This is a genomic window from Kitasatospora sp. NPDC032121 (assembly GCF_055580145.1).
This window is the reverse complement of the sequence record NZ_JBVILX010000025.1, coordinates 51,143-69,269: the sequence shown is the minus strand read 5'-3', so window position 1 is coordinate 69,269 and position 18,127 is coordinate 51,143. Positions and strand designations below refer to the sequence as shown.

The window sequence follows — 18,127 nt, the reverse complement described above, 5'->3', positions numbered from 1 at the left end:
CGGGGTGTACGGATCGATGTCGGACGGTAACTCCACCCGCAAGGCGACCACCACCCCGAAGGGTTCTTCGGGCGGCGGCAAGGCCGGCGGGCCGGCTTCGACCGAATACGACGTCCTGGAAGGGCGCCTCGGGTACACACTCGAGCGCGCCCTTCTGGTACGTGCCCTGACCCACCGCTCGTACGCGTACGAGAACGGCGGGCTGCCCACCAACGAGCGCCTGGAGTTCCTCGGCGACTCGGTGCTGGGCCTCGTGGTGACCGACACCCTCTACCGCGTCCACCCGGACGTCCCGGAGGGCACGCTCGCCAAGCTGCGCGCCGCGGTGGTCAACTCCCGCGCGCTCGCGGACGTCGGCCGGGGTCTGGACCTCGGCGCGTTCATCCGCCTCGGCAAGGGCGAGGAGGGCACCGGCGGCCGCGACAAGTCGTCGATCCTCGCCGACACCGTCGAGGCCGTGATCGGCGCCGTCTACCTGGACCGGGGACTGGACGCGGCCACCGAGTTCGTCCACCGGCTGTTCGACCCGCTGATCGAGGAGTCCTCTCAGCTGGGAGCCGGCCTGGACTGGAAGACCAGCCTGCAGGAGCTCACCGCCTCGGTGGGCATCGGCGTGCCGGAGTACGTGGTCATGGAGTCCGGTCCGGACCACGAGAAGACCTTCACCGCGGCGGCCCGGGTGGCCGGCGAGGACTTCGGCAGCGGCGTCGGCCGCTCGAAGAAGGAAGCCGAGCAGAAGGCCGCCGAGAGCGCCTGGCGCGCGATCAAGGAGAAGTACGCCGACCGGCTGCCCGCCGGGGCATGACCTCGAAGTAGCCTTCACTCCTGCTGATCCGTACCGAGCAGGAGGCGTGTTCCCGTGCCCGAACTTCCCGAGGTCGAGGTCGTCCGCCGTGGTCTGGCCAACTGGGTGGCCGGGCGGACCGTCGCCGACGTCCAGGTGCTGCACCCGCGCGCGGTGCGCCGCCAGCCGGCCGGCGCGGCCGACTTCGCCGCCCGGCTGACCGGCACCACCCTCGGCGCCGCGCAGCGCCGCGGCAAGTACCTGTGGGTGCCGCTGGCCGGGACGGGCGCGGGCTTCTCGCTGATCGGCCACCTCGGGATGAGCGGCCAACTGCTCGTCCAGGACCCGTCCGTACCCGACGAGACGCACCTGCGGGTGCGGCTGCGCTTCGACGACGGCGGGCGCGAACTGCGCTTCGTCGACCAGCGGACCTTCGGCGGCCTGGCGGTCGAGGAGGCCGAGGACGGGGACCCGGAGGGCACCCCGGTGTCCATCGCGCACATCGCCCGCGACCCGCTCGACCCGCGCTTCGACGACGCCGTCTTCGCGGCCGCGCTGCGCGCCAAGCGGACCACCGTCAAGCGCGCCCTGCTCGACCAGACCCTGATCAGTGGCGTCGGCAACATCTACGCCGACGAGGCGCTGTGGCGCTCCAAGCTGCACTACGACCGCCCGACCGCGACCCTCACCCGCCCGCAGGCCCTGCTGCTGCTGGCCAACGCCCGGGACGTGATGACCGCGGCGCTCGCCGTCGGCGGCACCAGCTTCGACAGCCTCTACGTCAACGTGAACGGCGAGAGCGGCTACTTCTCCCGGGACCTCGACGCCTACGGCCGCGAGCAGGAGCCCTGCCGGCGCTGCGGCACCCCGATCCGGCGGGCGGCCTGGATGAACCGCTCCAGCTACTTCTGCCCCCGCTGCCAGCGGGTGCCGCGCGCCCGCAGCGGAGGCTGAGCCGTCGGGCGCGTCCCGCGGACCTCCGCCCGGTCGGACGGGTCCGCGGGGCACGCCCTCGGACGGGGTCCGCGGGGCACGCCCCGCGCTACTTCCGGGTGAGTTCGGGCTCCTGGACGGCGGGCTCCCCGGGCGTGCCGTGGGTGTCCTGGCCGAAGTAGGCGACCCCGACCGCGGCGACCACCGCGAGCACGAAGCCGATCACGCCGAGCCAGCCCAGGCCGGCCTTGGAGGAGTCGCCGAGCCAGAGCACGCCGACCGCGCCGGGCAGCACCGTCTCCCCGACCACCAGCGCGGCGGTCGCGCCGTTCACCGAGCCGATCTGCAGCGCCACGGTGTGGATGTACATGCCGCCGAGGCCGCCGACCAGGACCGCGTACAGGGCCGGGTCGGAGAGCAGCTCGCCGAACGCGAACGGCTCGATGCCGTTGAGGATGCGCACCCCGACGCCCAGGGCGCCGAAGCCGAGACCGGAGAGCAGACCGGCGACGATCGCGCCGTTGGCGCCCATCCGCCGCACCAGCAGGCTGCCGCCGACCAGCAGCACGGTGGTGACGATCAGCAGCCACCAGTGGAAGGACATCGCCGCGTGGTGGCCGCCCTCCGGCCCCGCCGAGACGGCCAGCAGCACCAGCGCCGAGCAGAGCACGGCGATCGACGCCCACTCCAGCTGCTTGAGCCGGATCCCCAGCAGCTTGATGCTGAGCACCGCGGTGATCACCAGGTTGGCGCTGATGATGGTCTGGGACAGGAACAGCGGCAGCAGTCGGGCGGCCAGTGCACCGAGCCCGAAACCGATCAGGTCGAGGACCGTGCCGAGGATGAACTCCCAGGTGACGGCGGCCTTCGCGGTCGAGGACAGGCTCGGGCCGCCGTGTTCGGTGGTCGAGGTGGTGGCGCCCTTGGCGGCCTCCTCCCGCGCGGAGCGGCGGGATCCGACGGCCTGGAGGACCGAGCCGGTGCCGTAGCAGGCGGATGCCGCCACGGCGGTGACGAGGCCGATGATCACCAAGTGCTCCGATCGGGAGTCGGGTCAGGAACGAGCTGAGTAAAGAAAAGGCAATGGGACCGCTGGTCCGGGACCACTATGCCCGTTCGCACGGTACGGTCGGCACGCCCCCGTAGTGCCCCGGATCCCGGTCGGACCCGCCGGAACGTACGTCCGGGAGCCCCGCGGGGTTCCCGCCCGGAACCCGCCTCAGGGGTGGCTGGGGGAAACATCATCCCCGAGGAGGGGAGCGGGCCCGGCGGACGGCGGGGGCTCTTGTCAGTACCAGTATGCGAAGGGTATGGCGTGCTCAGCCGCCGGTCGCGGTAGCGTCGGGGGCATGAGAACCCTTGCACGACGTTCCCGGGGCGCCGGGCCGCTTGCCCTGGTGGCGGCGCTGCTCGGGCTGCTGCTCCTGGTGGCGCCCGCGGCCTCGGCGGCCGGCGGGCTGAGCGATGCCGCGGCCACCCTGAAGAAGGGCCAGGTCTACGTCGCCCCGGCCATGACCAGCCGATTCAGCGAGTCCCAGGCCGACGCCCTGAGCAAGAAGATCGACAAGGCCGACAAGCCGATCTTCGTCGCGGTCATCCCCGACTCCGCGTACGCGAAGTCCACCCTCCAGGACCTCCGCACCCTGGTGGGCATCGACGGCGTCTACGCGGTCTGGCACGACGGCAAGCTCGACGCCGGCGGCGACCGCGGCGCGATGAGCGCCGGCCAGGCGCAGCGCATCGCCGGCGCGGCCCAGCGCTCCAACGGCGGCGACATCGACGCCACCCTGAACTCCTTCGTCGACCAGGCCGCCCCGCAGACCAAGGGCACCGGGGTCAACCACAGCACCTCGATCGCCTGGGTGGTCATCCCGCTCGTGCTGGCCGCGCTCGCCGGCACCGGCGTCTTCCTGCTGTTCCGCCGCGCCAAGAAGCGCAAGGAGGAGCAGGCCCGGGCCGAGCTGGAGCAGCTGCGCCGGGTCGTGGACGAGGACATCACCGCCTTCGGCGAGGAGCTGGACCGGCTCGACTTCAGCCCGGCCGCGGCCGACGCCGACGACGCCCAGCGCACCGACTACACCCACGCCCTGGACTCGTACGAGAAGTCCAAGCGGCTGATGGACGAGGCGAAGAAGCCCGAGGACGTCAAGCAGGTCACCGAGGCGATCGAGGACGGCCGCTTCTCGCTGGCCACCCTGGCCGCCCGGCGGGAGAAGCGGCCGCTGCCCGAGCGCCGTCCCCCGTGCTTCATGGACCCGCGGCACGGCCCGTCCGTCAAGGACGTGGACTGGGCCCCGGCCGGCGGCTCCGCCCGTGCCGTGCCGGTCTGCCAGGCCGACGCGGACCGGGTGGCGGCCGGCCTCGACCCGGCGATCCGCACCGTCGACACCGACCAGGGCCCGCAGCCGTACTGGAACGCCGGCCCCGCGTACGCCCCGTACGCCGGCGGGTACTACAGCGGCTTCGGCGGCGGCCTGCTGCCCGGCCTGCTGGTCGGCACCATGCTCGGCTCGATGATGAGCTCCCCGGCCTACGCGGCGGCGCCGATGATGGACGGCGGCTACCAGGACCAGTACGAGGGCGGCGACTTCACCGGCGCCGACTTCAACGCGGCCGACTTCGGCGGTGGCGACTTCGGTGGTGGCGACTTCGGTGGTGGCGACTTCGGCGGCGGGGACTGGTAGTCCGACGAGCCGACCGACCAGGTCAGCGGCCCCGCCGGTGCTCCGGCGGGGCCGCTCCCGTTCGCGCGGGGCCGCGCGGGAGGCGCGCGGGAGGCTAGGGTCGGGGCATGCACGGTCGTGACGCCCACAGTGAGGAACCGGTCCGGGTGACCGCCTGGGTCCGGGGCAAGGTCCAGCAGGTCGGGTTCCGCTGGTGGACCAGGGCGCGGGCGCTGGAGATCGGCCTGACCGGCTACGCCGGCAACCTCGGCGACGGCCGGGTGCAGGTGGTGGCCGAGGGGCTCGCGGCCGACTGCGAGCAGCTGCTGGCCATGCTGCGCGGCCCGGGGACCCCGGGGAACGTCAGCGGGGTCACCGAGATCTGGACGGCCGTCGGCCCAGGCTACGAGGGCTTCGAGATCCGCTGAGCCGCCCCGGGCCCACCCCGGGCCCGCCCCGCGGCGGCCCGGCGGGCGGCTCGCCGCTCGGTCCGCAAGCGGGCTTCCACGAAAAGATCCGGAACCGGCGGTGTCACGAGGTTGCCATCCGGGCAGACTCGTGGTTGACTCCGCATCGAACGATGATCCACGAGCACGAAGTGGACCGGGCCCGAGGCCCCCAGGCGTGACGACTCCGCCGGGCAGGTGACAGGGGCGCGGTAGCGTGCGGTGATCGTGTTGACCCTTTCCGTCTTTGGTGAGACGCTGGAAGCCCGCGCACACGACCGCGTTCTCCCGGCAGGCGCATACCCTCGTGAGCCCAGCTCACGGTGTTGTGCCGTAGTGCCCAGCCAGCACTTCCGGTGACGCGCCGCGCGTGCGTCCCCCTTCCCCCTAGACCTGTACCGTTCCGGTTCGGTCACTCAGCGTGGAGGACCATTCATCATGGCAAAGGCGCTTCTCGGGTACGTCGGCGGCCCCGACCCGCGAATGCTCTCCGAGATGCGACGGCTTCAGCAGCGCGTCCAGGATCTTGAAGCCGAGCTCCTTCGGATGCAGGCTGAGAACGACGCTCTGACCGCTGTCGCTGGCGAGCACTCGCTGCTCAACAGCATCGATCTGGATCAGCGGGAGCCGGCTCTCACCTGAGTCCCGCCCGGTCCTCGCAGATCGACGCCGCTGTGCACTGAGCCGCCCCGAAAGGGACGCAGCTTGCAAGGGACGCCCGGATGTGGCGTCCCTTCGTCGTGTCCGGCTCCGGATACAGTCGGTTCCTGTCGCGAGCGATTGAGGAGACCGGCCGCGTGCACCTGAAGAGTCTGACGCTGCGCGGGTTCAAGTCCTTCGCCTCCAGCACCACCCTGCGCTTCGAGCCGGGCATCACCTGCGTCGTCGGGCCGAACGGCTCGGGGAAGTCGAACGTGGTCGACGCGCTGTCCTGGGTGATGGGCGAGCAGGGGGCCAAGTCGCTGCGCGGCGGCAAGATGGAGGACGTCATCTTCGCCGGGACCAGCGGGCGCGCCCCGCTCGGCCGCGCCGAGGTCAGCCTCACCATCGACAACGGCGACGGCGCCCTGCCGATCGACTACTCCGAGGTGACCATCACCCGGACCATGTTCCGCAACGGCGGCAGCGAGTACGCGCTCAACGGCGAGACCTGCCGCCTGCTGGACATCCAGGAACTGCTCTCCGACTCCGGCATCGGCCGCGAGATGCACGTCATCGTCGGCCAGGGGCAGCTGGACTCCGTCCTGCACGCCGACCCGATGGGCCGACGCGCCTTCATCGAGGAGGCGGCCGGCGTCCTCAAGCACCGCAAGCGCAAGGAGAAGGCGCTGCGGAAGCTGGACGCGATGCAGGCCAACCTCAACCGGGTCCAGGACCTGGTGGCCGAACTGCGCCGCCAGCTCGGACCGCTCGGCCGACAGGCCCGGATCGCCCGCCGGGCCGCCGGGATCCAGGCCGACCTGCGCGACGCCCGGCTGCGGCTGCTCGCCGACGACCTCGGCGCGCTGCGCCGGGCGGTCGAGGCCGAGGTCGCGGACGAACTGGCGCTGCGGCTGCGCCGTACCACCGTCGAGCAGGAACTGGCCCGCGCGGTGCAGCGCGAGCGCGTCCTGGAGGCGCAGGTCCAGCAGCTCGGCCCCGGCCTGGAGACCGCCCGGCAGACCTGGTACCGGCTCTCCGCGCTGGCCGAACGCACCCGCGGCACCGTCGGGCTGGCCGAGGCCCGGGCCCGGCACGCCGTCGCCGGGGGCCGGGGCGAGGAACGGCGCGGGCGCGATCCCGAGGAGCTGGAGCGGGAGGCCGAGCAGGTCCGCGAGCAGGAGGCCGCGCTGACCGAGGCGCTGGAGGAGGCCCGGTACGCGCTGGCCGAGGCCGTCGAGCGCAAGGGCGGACTGGAACGGGACCTGGCCGCCGAGGAGCGCCGGCTGCGGGACGCCGCCCGGGCCATCGCCGACCGCCGGGAGGGCCTGGCCCGGCTGCAGGGGCAGGCCGCCGCCGCCCGGTCCAAGGCCGCCGCGGCGCAGGCCGAGATCGGCCGGCTCACCGAGGCCAGGGACGAGGCGCTGCTGCGCGCCGAGGCGGCCCAGGGCGAACTGGACGAACTCCAGCAGCAGGTGGACGGCCTGGCCGGGGAGGACGAACAGGCCGAGGCCCGGTACCGGCGGGCGCGCGAGCGGCTGGCCGCCGTGGAGGCGGAACTGGCCGCGGCCCGGGAGACGGCCGGCGCCGCCGAGCGCGAGCGGGCCGGGCTGACCGCGCGGCACGAGGCGCTCTCCCTCGGGCTGCGCCGCAAGGACGGCACCGGGGCGCTGCTGGAGGCGGGGGAGCGGCTGGGTGGGCTGCTCGGCCCGGCGGCCGCGCTGCTGAGGATCGAGCCGGGGTACGAGGTGCCGCTCGCCGCGGCGCTCGGTGCGGCGGCCGACGCGGTGGCCGTCGACTCGCCGTCCGCCGCCGCCGGGGCGCTGCGGCTGCTGAGGGCCGAGGACGCCGGCCGGGCCGCGCTGCTGATCGCCGGTGCCGCCGAAGTCGCGGAGGCGGCGGGGGAGTTGCCCGCCGGTTCCCGCTGGGCGGCCGAACTGGTGGACGGTCCGGCCGAGTTGCTCGGTGCGGTCCGGCGGCCGCTGGCCGGGGTGGCGGTGGTCGAGGACCTGGACCAGGCACTGCTGCTGGTCGCCTCGCGGCCCGGGATCCGCGCCGTCACCGCCGACGGGGACCTGCTCGACGCCGGCTTCGCCCAGGGAGGGGCCGGCGGTGCGCCCAGCCTGCTGGAGACCCAGGCGGCGGTGGACGAGGCGGCCCGGGCGATCGGTGAACTCACCGCCCGCTGTGCCGAGTCGGCCGAGCGCCTCGCCGAACTCACCGAGCAGCGAAGGGAGTCGGCAGCCGAGGCGGAGCAACTGGCCGAGCGGCGGCGGCAGGCCGAGAAGGACCGGGCGCAGGTCGCCGGGGCGCTCGGCCGGCTCGGCGGGCAGGCCCGCGCCGCCGCCGGGGAGGCCGAGCGGCTGTCGGCCGCGGCCGCACGGGCCGAGCAGGGGCTGACCGAGCTGCTGGACGGCGCCGAGGAACTGGCGCGGCGCCTGGCCGCCGCCGAGGAGTCGGCCAGGGCGGGGGAGGACGAGCCGGACGCCGCCGAACAGCAGCGGCTGGCCGAGGCCGCGAGCGACGCCCGGCAGGCCGAGCTGGAGGCCCGGCTCGCCGTGCGCACCCACGAGGAGCGGGTCCGCGCCCTGGCGGGCCGGGCCGACCAGCTGGACCGGGCCGCCCGTGCCGAGCGCGAGGCGCGCGCCCGGGCCGCCGAGCGCCGCCGGCGCGCCGAGCACGACGCCTCGGTGGCGAACGCCGTCGCGGCGGGCGCCCGGCAGCTGCTGGCCTGCCTGGAGGTGTCGCTGGCCCGCGCGGACGCCGGGCGCGCGGCCGTCGAACAGGCGCGCGCCGAGCGCGAGCAGGAGCTGCGCGAGCACCGGGAGCACGGCCGCGGGCTCAAGGAGGAGCTGGACAAGCTCGTCGACGCCGGGCACCGGGACGAGGTGCTGCGGGCCGAGAAGCGGCTGCGGATCGAGCAGCTGGAGGCGCGCGCGCTGGAGGAGTTCGGCATCGACGGCGGCGAACTGCTCGCCTCGTACGGGCCGGACCAGCCCGTCCCGCCGTCGCCCCCGCAGGACGGGACGGAGCCGGGGGAGCCGTACCCGTACGTCCGCGCCGAGCAGGAGAAGCGGCTGCGGGCCGCCGAGAAGGCGTACCAGCAGCTCGGCAGGGTCAACCCGCTGGCGCTGGAGGAGTTCACCGCGCTGGAGGAGCGCCACCGCTTCCTCGGCGAGCAGCTGGACGACCTCAAGCGCAGCCGGCGCGACCTGATGGACCTCGTCCGGGACGTGGACCAGCGGGTCGAGCAGCTGTTCACCTCGGCGTACCACGACACCGCCGCCCAGTTCGAGGGCGTCTTCGCCCGGCTCTTCCCGGGCGGCGAGGGCCGACTGGTGCTGACCGACCCGGACGACATGCTCGGCACCGGGGTCGAGGTGGAGGCCCGCCCGCCGGGCAAGAAGGTCAAGCGGCTGTCGCTGCTCTCCGGCGGCGAGCGCTCGTTGACCGCGGTGGCGCTGCTGGTGGCGATCTTCAAGGCCCGGCCCAGCCCGTTCTACGTGATGGACGAGGTGGAGGCGGCGCTGGACGAGACCAACCTGCGCCGGCTGATCGGGATCATGGAGGAGCTGCGGGAGAGCTCCCAGCTGATCGTCATCACCCACCAGAAGCTCACCATGGAGTCGGCCGACGCCCTCTACGGCGTGACGATGAAGGGCGACGGCATCTCCCGGGTGATCAGCCAGCGGCTGCGCGAAGAGCACCGGGAGCGGCGGCCGCGGGCGGTACGCACCGCATCGGTGTAGTGCGCACCGCATCGGTGCGGGTCGGCTGCGGTCCATCCGGGCCCCGGTCGCGGATACTGGAGCGGTTATGGAATACGTGATTCTTGCCGTAGTCATCGCCGTGATCGCCATCGGTGCGATCGCGGGCCTCGTCGTTTCCGGCAGACGACGCCAGCAGCTGCCCCCGAAGTCGCAGGCGCCGGTCATCACGGCGCCGAAGCCCACCCCGCAGGAACCCCAGGTCGGCGAGGAGTCCGCGCCGCCGACCGAGGCGCCCCGCCGCACCGTCGAGGAGGTGGAACTCCCGGCGGAGCCGGAGGCCCCCGAGGCCCCCGAGGCCGTCGAGGTCGTGCCCGCCGAGGCCGAGGCGGCGCCCGCCGTCGAGGTTCCCGAGCCCACCGCCGGCCGACTGGTCCGGCTGCGCTCGCGGCTCTCCCGTTCGCAGAACTCGCTCGGCAAGGGCCTGCTCTCGCTGCTCTCCCGGGAGCACCTGGACGAGGACACCTGGGAGGAGATCGAGGACACGCTGCTCACCGCCGACGTCGGTGTCACCCCGACCCAGGAGCTGGTCGAGCGGCTGCGCACCCGGGTGAAGGTGCTCGGCACCCGTACCCCCGACGAGCTGCGCGCGCTGCTGCGCGAGGAACTGGTCGAGCTGATCGGCAAGGACGCCGACCGCACCGTCCGCTCCACCAAGCACGAGGAGGGCCCGGCGGTGGTCCTGGTGGTCGGCGTCAACGGCGTCGGCAAGACCACCACCACCGGCAAGCTGGCCCGCGTCCTGGTCGCCGACGGCCGCAGGGTGGTGCTCGGCGCCGCCGACACCTTCCGTGCCGCCGCCGCCGACCAGCTCCAGACCTGGGGCGAGCGGGTGGGTGCGCGCACCGTGCGCGGCCCGGAGGGCGGGGACCCGGCCTCGATCGCGTTCGACGCGGTCAAGGAGGGCATCGCCGAGGGCGTCGACACCGTGCTGGTCGACACCGCCGGCCGACTGCACACCAAGACCGGCCTGATGGACGAGCTGGGCAAGGTCAAGCGGGTCGTCGAGAAGCACGGCCCGGTGGACGAGGTGCTGCTGGTGCTGGACGCCACCACCGGCCAGAACGGCCTGGTCCAGGCCCGGGTGTTCGCCGAGGTGGTCGACATCACCGGCATCGTGCTGACCAAGCTGGACGGCACCGCCAAGGGCGGCATCGTGATCGCGGTCCAGCGCGAGCTGGGCGTGCCGGTCAAGCTGATCGGCCTGGGCGAGGGCGCGGACGACCTGGCTCCGTTCGAGCCGGGCGCGTTCGTGGACGCGCTGATCGGGGACTGACGCCCTCCCCGTACGCGCGACGGTACGTACCTCAGGGCGCACGAAGGGCCCGCCCCTCGGGCGGGCCCTTCCGCATGCCCGGGCGGCGGGTCAGGAGGCCATCCAGGCCGGCTCGGCGGTGCGCTCGCGGCTGCGGTGGCAGGCGTAGGCGAGGGTGCCGAGCAGTAGCCGGGCCTCCGGCGGGCAGCCCGCGTTGTCGCGGGTGGGGCGGCGCAGCCAGCGGACCGGGCCGAGGCCGTCGAGGACGGTGGGCGGGGCGGCGACGTAGCTGCCCTCGCCGTGGCAGGTCAGGTCGAGCGCGGCGTCGTCCCAGCCCATCCGGTACAGCAGGTCGGGCAGGCGCCGGGCGGTGCCGGCGGCGACCAGGAACTGGAGCCGGCCGGTGGGGGCGGCGAGCACCGGGCCCACCTGGGTGCCCATCCGCTCCAGCCGGACCAGGGCCTGGAGGCCGGCCTGCTCGGGGACGTCCAGGACGTCGAAGGCGCGGCCGGTGGGGAAGAGCACCGAGCCCTCGGCGCGGGGGGCGCGGGCCCGGCCGCCGCCGCCCGGCGCGGGGTGCAGACCGGGGGCGGTGCAGCGGGGGGAGCCGCAGGGACAGCGGGTCGGGGCGGTGGCGCCGGTGACCGGGGTGCCGGTGGCCGGGTCGCCGCTGACGACCGCCCAGCCCCAGCGGCCGGTGTACTCCGCGGCGGCCTGGGACGCGGTGACCTTGGTGCGGCGGCGCGCGCCCAGCGGTGCCAGCCGCAGGTGCCCCAGTCGAAGTTCGCCGAACAGGTTGTCCATGCCTCCCCCAACAGGTTCTCGTTGCCGATGGTTACGGGACGGTGACTGTGTGTCGATTGTCAGCTGTGTGGTGCGTAGTGCGGTGGCGGCGCGCAGCGCGTGGTGTGCGCCTGTTCCGCCGGTGCGCCTCGGGCGCCGCCTTGTGGGGGCGGCGCCGATGCCGGATCGTCGTGTGCGTGGGGCTGTCGCCGTCCCGAGTGAACGGCGAACTCGCCTGTGGCTGCGGTGGATTGCGGTGTCCGCCGGGTCCTCCGGGGTGCTTCGGTGGACTTGGCGACCCGCATATGCCGGGCCGTTGGGACTCCCTAAGTGAAGCGTGTGCCCCCGGGCTTCGGTTCACTCCTGGGGGTGGCGAAAGGTGGCGTTTCGCCAGGGCCGCTCCCGCGGGCTCGTCGTGGGGCATTACGTTCGGCGTGCGGATGTCGTCGAGGAGTCCGTTCCGGGCCGCCGAGGCGCGGGAGTCGGGGATCTGACGGATCGTCCGCAACGCCGGCACACCAGTGCGAGGGCGTCGCGGTACGGCGGTGCGCGGCACGGCAGCACCTCAGGCACGGCACGTCTGGCAAGAGCCCGCAACCGTCGGGCGGTCACGATCGGGGGCCCCGCTAGGGGCCGGGCGGGATGGGGACGTTACCCATGGCAGAGAAGCAACCGAATGAGAAGTTGACCACGTGGTTCGCCCGCAGTGGCTGGTCCAAGGGCGAGTTGGCCCGCCAGGTCAACCGCCGGGCCCGGCAGATCGGCGCCCACCACGTGTCCACCGACACCTCGCGGGTGCGCCGCTGGCTCGACGGGGAGCAGCCCCGCGAGCCGATCCCCAAGATCATGTCGGAACTCTTCTCCGAGCGGTTCGGCTCGGTGGTCTCGATCGAGGACCTCGGCCTGCGCGCCGCGATCCCGGTCTCGACCGTGGGCGGCGGTGTCGACCTGCCGTGGAGCGGTCCGCAGACCGTCCAGCTGATCAGCGACTACTCCCGCAGCGACCTCATGCTCAACCGCCGGGGCTTCCTCGGCACCTCGCTGGCGCTGACCGCGGGCGCCGCGCTGATCGAGCCGATGCAGCGCTGGCTCACCCCCGGCCCGACCGGCGTCCCCACCCCGATCCTCACCGCGGCCAACGGCGGCGAGGCGTTCACCGGCCGGCTCTCCGAACCCGAGCTCGAACTGCTGGAGCAGACCACGGTCATGTTCCGGCAGTGGGACGCGCAGAACGGCGGCGGGCTGCGCCGCAAGGCCGTCGTCGGCCAGCTGCACGAGGTCACCGACCTGCTCCAGGAGACGTACAGCGAGGACACCACCAAGCGGCTGTTCCGGCTCACCGCCGAACTCGCCCACCTGGCCGGGTGGATGTCGTACGACGTCGGGATGCACCCGAGCGCGCAGAAGTACTACGTGCTCGCCCTGCACGCGGCCAAGGAGGCGGGCGACCGCCCGTTCGGCGCGCTGATCCTCACCGACATGAGCCGCCAGATGATCCACCTCAACCGGGGCGAGGACGCCCTGGAGCTCATCCACCTGGCCCAGTACGGCAGCCGCGACACCGCCACCGCGCGCCAGCAGTCCCTGCTGTACGCGATGGAGGCGCGCGCCTACGCCACCATCGGCGAGGTCAACCGCTGCGCCCGGGCGGTCCGGCTGGCCGAGGACACCTTCACCGACATCCGGGAGGGGGACCAGGAGCCGGACTGGCTGAAGTTCTTCTCGCCGGCCGAGCTGAACGCCGAGAACGCGCACTCCTTCCGCGACCTCGCGTACCACTCGGACAACGCCGAGCTCTACGCCTCGATGTCCGCGCCGGTGATGGAGACCGCGGTCGACCTGTTCCGCCAGGACGCCGACCACGTGCGCTCGTACGCCTTCAACCTGATCGGCATGGCCAGCGTCCACCTGCTGCAGAAGGAGGCCGAGCAGGCGGCGGTGATGGCCGAGCAGGCGGTGGACATCGCCACCAAGGTGCGCTCGGAGCGGCTGAACTCCCGGGTGCGCAAGACCACGGAGGCCGCGGCGGCCCGGTTCAAGGGCGTGGACGCGGTGAGCCGGCTCAAGGAGCGGGTGGTCCAGGACATCCCGGAGTTCGTCTCGGTGGTCTGACCGGTCCCGCCGAGGGCCTTCCGAGGGAAGCTCCACCGACCGTGGCGGCCGCCGCCGTCACGGTCGGTGGCATGTCCGGAGTCCGGCGGTGCGGCCGGCCGCGCGGTGGTGCGGGCCGGGCGGGCGGTGGTTCGGGCCGGGCGGGGCCGCGGTTCACGCAGCCGTAACCCGCGCGTCGCACGTGTCACGGCGGTGAAACAACCGGCCACACCGGCCGAAACCCGCCTTCGACACGCTCGTCCCAACGCCGACGCCCCGGGTGGCACCACGGGACGGATCCCCGGGTACGGATCGGCCTGGACGCAGAGGAGACGCCGATGCCGGACGGCTTCAGTGCGGGCGACACCGCCTTCGTACTCATCAGTGCCGCCCTGGTCATGCTGATGACCCCGGGGCTGGCCTTCTTCTACGGGGGGATGGTCAGGGCCAAGAGCACGCTGAACATGCTGGCGATGAGCTTCCTCTCGCTCGGCATCGTCAGCGTGCTGTGGGTCCTCTACGGCTACTCGCTCAGCTTCGGGTCCGACTCCTTCGCCGGACTGATCGGAAACCTGGACCACCTCGGGATGCGCGGCCTCGGCCTCGACCAGCTGGCCGGCTCCATCCCGGTCACCGCCTTCGCGCTCTTCCAGCTGATGTTCGCGGTCATCACCCCGGCGCTGATCAGCGGCGCCGTGGCGGACCGGGCGAGATTCGCCGCCTGGGGGCTGTTCATCGCGCTCTGGGTGACCGTCGTCTACTTCCCGGTCGCGCACTGGGTGTTCTTCTTCGACGGCGGCCACGGCGGCTGGCTGGGAGACCGCAATGGCGTGATCGACTTCGCCGGCGGGACCGCCGTGCACATCAACGCGGGCGTCGCCGGGCTCGCCCTCTGCCTGGTGCTGGGCAAGCGGATCGGCTTCCGGAAGGACCCGATGCGCCCGCACAGCCTGCCGCTGGTGATGCTCGGCTCCGGACTGCTCTGGTTCGGCTGGTTCGGCTTCAACGCGGGCTCGGCGCTGGCCGCCAACGGCGTCGCCGCGATGGCGATGGTCAACACCCAGGTCGCCACCGGCGCGGCGCTGATCGGCTGGCTGGTCTACGAGAGGTTCAGGCACGGCGCGTTCACCACGTTGGGTGCCGCCTCCGGAGCGGTGGCCGGGCTGGTCGCGATCACCCCGGCCTGCGGCTCGGTCAGCCCGCTCGGGGCGGTGGCGATCGGGCTGGTCGCGGGCGCGGTCTGCTGCGCCGCCGTCTCGCTGAAGTACCGCTGGGGCTTCGACGACTCGCTCGACGTGGTGGGCGTGCACGCGGTCGGCGGCGCGGTCGGCTCGCTGCTGGTCGGGCTGTTCGCCACCGGCGGAGTCGGTCAGGGCGTCAAGGGCCTGTTCTACGGGGGCGGGATCGGGCAACTCGGCAAGCAGGCGATGGGCGTGGCGGTGGTCGCGGCGTACTCCTTCGTGCTGTCCTGGCTGCTGGCCAAGGCGGTGGACCGGCTGATCGGCTTCCGGGTCGCCGCGGACGTCGAGGTGGCCGGCATCGACCGGGCCGAACACGCCGAGTCCGCCTACGATTTCAGCGCCGTGGGGGCGGGCCTGGCCCGGGCCCTGCCGGGCCTGGCCGTCGCTGCCGCGAAGCCCGTCGCCGAACGGTCCGCCGCCGCGGAGCCGGACCCGGAGCCCGCGGCGAAGCCCGCCGAGAAGAAGACCGAGGTCGACGCCCGATGAAGCTCATCACCGCCGTGATCAAGCCGTACCGACTGGACGAGGTGAAGGCCGCCCTGCAGGCCTTCGGGGTGCACGGCCTGACCGTCACCGAGGCCAGCGGCTACGGCCGCCAGCGCGGCCACACCGAGGTGTACCGGGGGGCCGAGTACACCGTGGACCTGGTACCGAAGGTCAGGATCGAGGTCCTGACCGAGGACGAGGACGCCGAGGACCTGATCGAGGTCCTGGTGAACGCCGCCAGGACCGGGAAGATCGGCGACGGCAAGGTGTGGAGCGTCCCGGTCGACACCGCCGTACGGGTCCGCACCGGCGAGCGCGGGCCGGACGCCCTGTAGCCCGACCGCGCACCGGCGGGCCCTTCGCCAGGGGAGGGTCCGCCCGACGGCGCACCGGCGTCCCCCGGCCGGCCGAACGGCTCGTCCTCGGGTCGGAGCGGCGGTACGGGGCTCACCGGTGCGACGGTCCACCAGCACGACGGACGGGACTCCGCGCATGACCACCGAGACCAGCCCCTCCGACCCCGTCGACCCCTGTGACCCGGCGGGGCACGCCGCCGCCCGGGCCGCGCTGCTCGCCGGCCCCGGTCCGGGCGGCCGCCCCCGCCGGCGGGCGCTCGCCCGGCTCACCGACGACTGGCTGGCCGGGCTGCTCGCCGCCGCCGGCGCCCCGCCCGGCGTCGCGCTGGTCGCGGTCGGCGGGTACGGGCGCGGCGAGCTCTCCCCGCGCAGCGACCTGGACGTCCTGCTGCTGCACTCCGGCCCGATCGCCCGGGAGCTGCCCGAGCGGATCTGGTACCCGGTCTGGGACGCGGGCGCCCGGCTCGACCACGCGGTGCGCACGGTGGCCGAGGCCCGCTCGGTCGCCGCCGCCGACCTCAAGGCCCAGCTCGGCCTGCTGGACGCCCGCCACCTCGCCGGGGACCGGGCGCTCACCGACGCGCTGCGCTCCGCGGTGCTCACCGACTGGCGCGCGAGCGCCCCCGCGCGCCTGCCCGAGCTGCGCGAGCTGGCCCGCGCGCGGGCCGAACGGCAGGGTGAGCTGGCCTTCCTGCTGGAACCCGACCTCAAGGAGGCCCGCGGCGGCCTGCGCGACGTCGTGGTGCTGGACGCGATCGCCGCCACCTGGCTCGCCGACGCGCCCCGGGACGGCCTGGACGCCGCCGCGCGGCGGCTGGCCGACGTGCGCGACGCCCTGCACCTGGCCACCGGCCGGGCCACCGACCGGCTGAGCCTCCAGGACCAGGACCAGGTCGCCGAGCGGCTCGGGGTGCTGGACGCCGACACCCTGCTGCGCCGGGTCTACGAGGCGGCCCGCACCATCGCGTACGCGGGCGACGTCACCTGGCGGGCGGTGGACCGGGTGCTGGCGGCCCGCGCCGGCCGCGGTCGGCGGGTGCGCCGTCCGGGCATCCCGTTCGCCGGCCCCGGCCGCGGCGCCGGAGGGCAGGTCCACGGCGCCGGAGGGCGGGCCCGGGGCGCGGTCGAGCGGCGGCCGCTCGCCGAGGGCGTGGTCGAGCAGGACGGAGAGGCGGTGCTCGCCCAGGGCGCCCGGCCGGCCGCCGACCCGGTGCTGCCGCTGCGCGCCGCGGCCGCCGCCGCGCAGAACGGGCTGACCGTCTCGTACGCCACGGTGCGCCGGCTGGCCGCCGAGTGCCGCCCGCTGCCGGTGCCCTGGCCGGACGAGGCGCGCGAGCAGCTGGTCACCCTGCTGGGCGCGGGGGAGGCGGCCGTCCCGGTGTGGGAGGCGCTGGAGGCGGAGGGGCTGGTCCGGCGGCTGCTGCCGGACTGGGAGCGGGTGCGCTGCCGTCCGCAGCGCAACGCCGTGCACCGCTGGACGGTGGACCGGCACCTGGTGGAGACGGCGGTGCGGGCCGCCGCGATGACCCGCCGGGTGGCCAGGCCGGACCTGCTGCTGGTCGCCGCGCTGCTGCACGACATCGGCAAGGGCTGGCCGGGGGACCACAGCGAGGCCGGCGAGGTGATCGTCCGCGACCTCGGCCCCCGGATGGGCTTCGGCCCCGAGGACACCGAGACGCTGGCGGTGCTGGTCCGCCACCACCTGACCCTGGTGGACACCGCGACCCGGCGCGACCCGGACGACCCGGCGACCGTCGAGGCGATCACCAAGGTGGTCACCACCCGGGCCGAACTGGAGCTGCTGCGCGCGCTCACCGAGGCGGACGCGCTGGCCACCGGCCCCGCCGCGTGGAGCGCCTGGCGGGCCTCACTGGTGGACGGCCTGGTGGCCCGGGTGGCGGACCGGCTGGCCGGGTCGGGCGCCCCGCCGGTGGAGCCGGCGCCGACCGCCGAGCAGGAGCGGCTCGTGGTGGAGGCCGCCAGGACGGGGCAGCCCGCGCTGTCGCTGCGGGCCCGGTCCGAGGGGGCGGCGCCGGGCGCCGAGCCGATGGGCGTCGAGCTGGACCTGGCGGTCCCGGACCGTCCCGGGCTGCTCGGCACCGCCGCCGGGGTGCTCGCGCTGCACCGGCTGGCCGTCCGCTCGGCCGGGCTGCGCGAGCTGGACCCGGTGGGCGCCGGGCCGGTGCTGCTGCTGTCCTGGCGGGTGGCGGCCCAGTACGGCGAGCTGCCGGAGGCGGCCCGGCTGCGGGCCGACCTGCGCCGGGCACTGGACGGCTCGCTGGACGTCGCCCGCCGACTCGCCGAGCGGGACGCCGCGGCTCCGCGCCGCCGGGGCATCCCCACCCCGCCGCCGCTGGTCGCGGTGGCGCCCGCGGTGGCCTCGGCGACCGCGACCGTGCTGGAGGTCCGCGCGCACGACGCCCCCGGGCTGCTGCACCGGATCGGCCGGGCACTGGACGGAGCGGGCGTGCGGGTGCGCACCGCGCACGTCTCCACGCTGGGCGCGGAGGCCGTCGACTCGTTCTACCTGACCGACGGGGCCGGCCGGCCGCTGACCGCCCGGCGGGCCGGCGAGGTGGCGGCGGCGGTCCGGGCCGCGCTGGGCTGAGCGCTCGGCGCGGCGTGGCGGGCCCCGCGGGGAAGGCCGGGAGGGAGGCCGGACGGCGGGGTCGGCCGGGGTGCG

General features: G+C 74.6%; 13 protein-coding genes. 11 read left to right on the top strand and 2 right to left on the bottom strand.

All coding sequences use genetic code 11. From position 1 onward, the window contains the following. Window positions 1-16 precede the first annotated feature (16 nt). Entirely contained in the window at window positions 17-805 is a 789-nt protein-coding gene (rnc, locus tag ACZ5OX_RS36020; RefSeq protein WP_449791298.1) for a ribonuclease III, read from the top strand. Window positions 806-859: 54 nt separating this feature from the next. Continuing rightward, window positions 860-1,738, top strand: a complete 879-nt coding sequence (gene mutM / locus ACZ5OX_RS36015; RefSeq protein ID WP_465636072.1) for a bifunctional DNA-formamidopyrimidine glycosylase/DNA-(apurinic or apyrimidinic site) lyase — start codon at window positions 860-862, stop codon at window positions 1,736-1,738. Window positions 1,739-1,826: 88 nt separating this feature from the next. Here the strand turns inward: mutM and ACZ5OX_RS36010 are convergent, their stop codons facing one another. After that, window positions 1,827-2,747 carry a DMT family protein gene (locus ACZ5OX_RS36010; RefSeq protein ID WP_465636070.1) on the bottom strand — a complete coding sequence of 307 codons (921 nt, stop codon included), beginning with the start codon at window positions 2,745-2,747 and terminating at the stop codon, window positions 1,827-1,829. A gap of 319 nt (window positions 2,748-3,066) precedes the next feature. Between ACZ5OX_RS36010 and ACZ5OX_RS36005 the strand changes: the two genes are divergently transcribed. The 5 genes from ACZ5OX_RS36005 to ftsY all read left to right on the top strand — a co-directional run bounded on the left by ACZ5OX_RS36005 (window position 3,067) and on the right by ftsY (window position 10,508). After that, window positions 3,067-4,401, top strand: coding sequence for a hypothetical protein (locus ACZ5OX_RS36005; RefSeq protein ID WP_465636068.1), 1,335 nt, complete (start codon window positions 3,067-3,069; stop codon window positions 4,399-4,401). A gap of 107 nt (window positions 4,402-4,508) precedes the next feature. Further along, on the top strand, window positions 4,509-4,808 hold the full coding sequence (locus ACZ5OX_RS36000) for an acylphosphatase (RefSeq protein ID WP_449791302.1): 300 nt from the start codon (window positions 4,509-4,511) through the stop codon (window positions 4,806-4,808). Window positions 4,809-5,264: 456 nt separating this feature from the next. Continuing rightward, entirely contained in the window at window positions 5,265-5,468 is a 204-nt protein-coding gene (locus ACZ5OX_RS35995; protein WP_270143783.1) for a hypothetical protein, read from the top strand. A 155-nt stretch (window positions 5,469-5,623) separates the two neighbouring features. Continuing rightward, window positions 5,624-9,214: a chromosome segregation protein SMC gene (smc, locus tag ACZ5OX_RS35990; protein ID WP_465636066.1), complete on the top strand. Its 3,591-nt coding sequence runs from the start codon at window positions 5,624-5,626 to the stop codon at window positions 9,212-9,214. A gap of 67 nt (window positions 9,215-9,281) precedes the next feature. Further along, window positions 9,282-10,508 (top strand): signal recognition particle-docking protein FtsY, encoded by a 1,227-nt coding sequence (gene ftsY, locus ACZ5OX_RS35985; RefSeq protein WP_465636064.1) that lies wholly within the window; start codon window positions 9,282-9,284, stop codon window positions 10,506-10,508. A 90-nt stretch (window positions 10,509-10,598) separates the two neighbouring features. Here the strand turns inward: ftsY and ACZ5OX_RS35980 are convergent, their stop codons facing one another. Beyond that, window positions 10,599-11,291, bottom strand: coding sequence for a bifunctional DNA primase/polymerase (locus tag ACZ5OX_RS35980; protein ID WP_465636062.1), 693 nt, complete (start codon window positions 11,289-11,291; stop codon window positions 10,599-10,601). A 636-nt stretch (window positions 11,292-11,927) separates the two neighbouring features. Between ACZ5OX_RS35980 and nsdA the strand changes: the two genes are divergently transcribed. From nsdA to ACZ5OX_RS35960, 4 genes are all read left to right on the top strand, one after another. Beyond that, window positions 11,928-13,382, top strand: a complete 1,455-nt coding sequence (gene nsdA / locus ACZ5OX_RS35975) for a transcriptional repressor NsdA (protein WP_449791306.1) — start codon at window positions 11,928-11,930, stop codon at window positions 13,380-13,382. A gap of 317 nt (window positions 13,383-13,699) precedes the next feature. Beyond that, the gene (locus tag ACZ5OX_RS35970; RefSeq protein ID WP_465636060.1) at window positions 13,700-15,088 is read left to right on the top strand and encodes an ammonium transporter; all 1,389 of its coding nucleotides are present in this window, start codon (window positions 13,700-13,702) and stop codon (window positions 15,086-15,088) included. Beyond that, complete coding sequence (locus ACZ5OX_RS35965; protein ID WP_392883814.1) at window positions 15,085-15,423, top strand: P-II family nitrogen regulator; 339 nt, start codon at window positions 15,085-15,087, stop codon at window positions 15,421-15,423. The genes ACZ5OX_RS35970 and ACZ5OX_RS35965 overlap by 4 nt, the downstream gene beginning before the upstream one ends. Before the next feature lie 157 nt (window positions 15,424-15,580). Beyond that, window positions 15,581-18,052, top strand: coding sequence for a [protein-PII] uridylyltransferase (locus tag ACZ5OX_RS35960; RefSeq protein WP_465636058.1), 2,472 nt, complete (start codon window positions 15,581-15,583; stop codon window positions 18,050-18,052). Window positions 18,053-18,127: the final 75 nt, after the last annotated feature.

What these genes read in the sequence shown, in the direction of transcription:
- rnc (WP_449791298.1), top strand. Translation starts at nt 17, where the DNA reads ATGTCGGACGGTAACTCCACCCGCAAGGCGACCACCACCCCGAAGGGT.
- ACZ5OX_RS36005 (WP_465636068.1), top strand. Translation starts at nt 3,067, where the DNA reads ATGAGAACCCTTGCACGACGTTCCCGGGGCGCCGGGCCGCTTGCCCTG.
- ACZ5OX_RS36000 (WP_449791302.1), top strand. Translation starts at nt 4,509, where the DNA reads ATGCACGGTCGTGACGCCCACAGTGAGGAACCGGTCCGGGTGACCGCC.
- ACZ5OX_RS35995 (WP_270143783.1), top strand. Translation starts at nt 5,265, where the DNA reads ATGGCAAAGGCGCTTCTCGGGTACGTCGGCGGCCCCGACCCGCGAATG.
- ftsY (WP_465636064.1), top strand. Translation starts at nt 9,282, where the DNA reads ATGGAATACGTGATTCTTGCCGTAGTCATCGCCGTGATCGCCATCGGT.
- ACZ5OX_RS35980 (WP_465636062.1), bottom strand. Translation starts at nt 11,291, where the DNA reads ATGGACAACCTGTTCGGCGAACTTCGACTGGGGCACCTGCGGCTGGCA.
- nsdA (WP_449791306.1), top strand. Translation starts at nt 11,928, where the DNA reads ATGGCAGAGAAGCAACCGAATGAGAAGTTGACCACGTGGTTCGCCCGC.
- ACZ5OX_RS35970 (WP_465636060.1), top strand. Translation starts at nt 13,700, where the DNA reads ATGCCGGACGGCTTCAGTGCGGGCGACACCGCCTTCGTACTCATCAGT.
- ACZ5OX_RS35965 (WP_392883814.1), top strand. Translation starts at nt 15,085, where the DNA reads ATGAAGCTCATCACCGCCGTGATCAAGCCGTACCGACTGGACGAGGTG.
- ACZ5OX_RS35960 (WP_465636058.1), top strand. Translation starts at nt 15,581, where the DNA reads ATGACCACCGAGACCAGCCCCTCCGACCCCGTCGACCCCTGTGACCCG.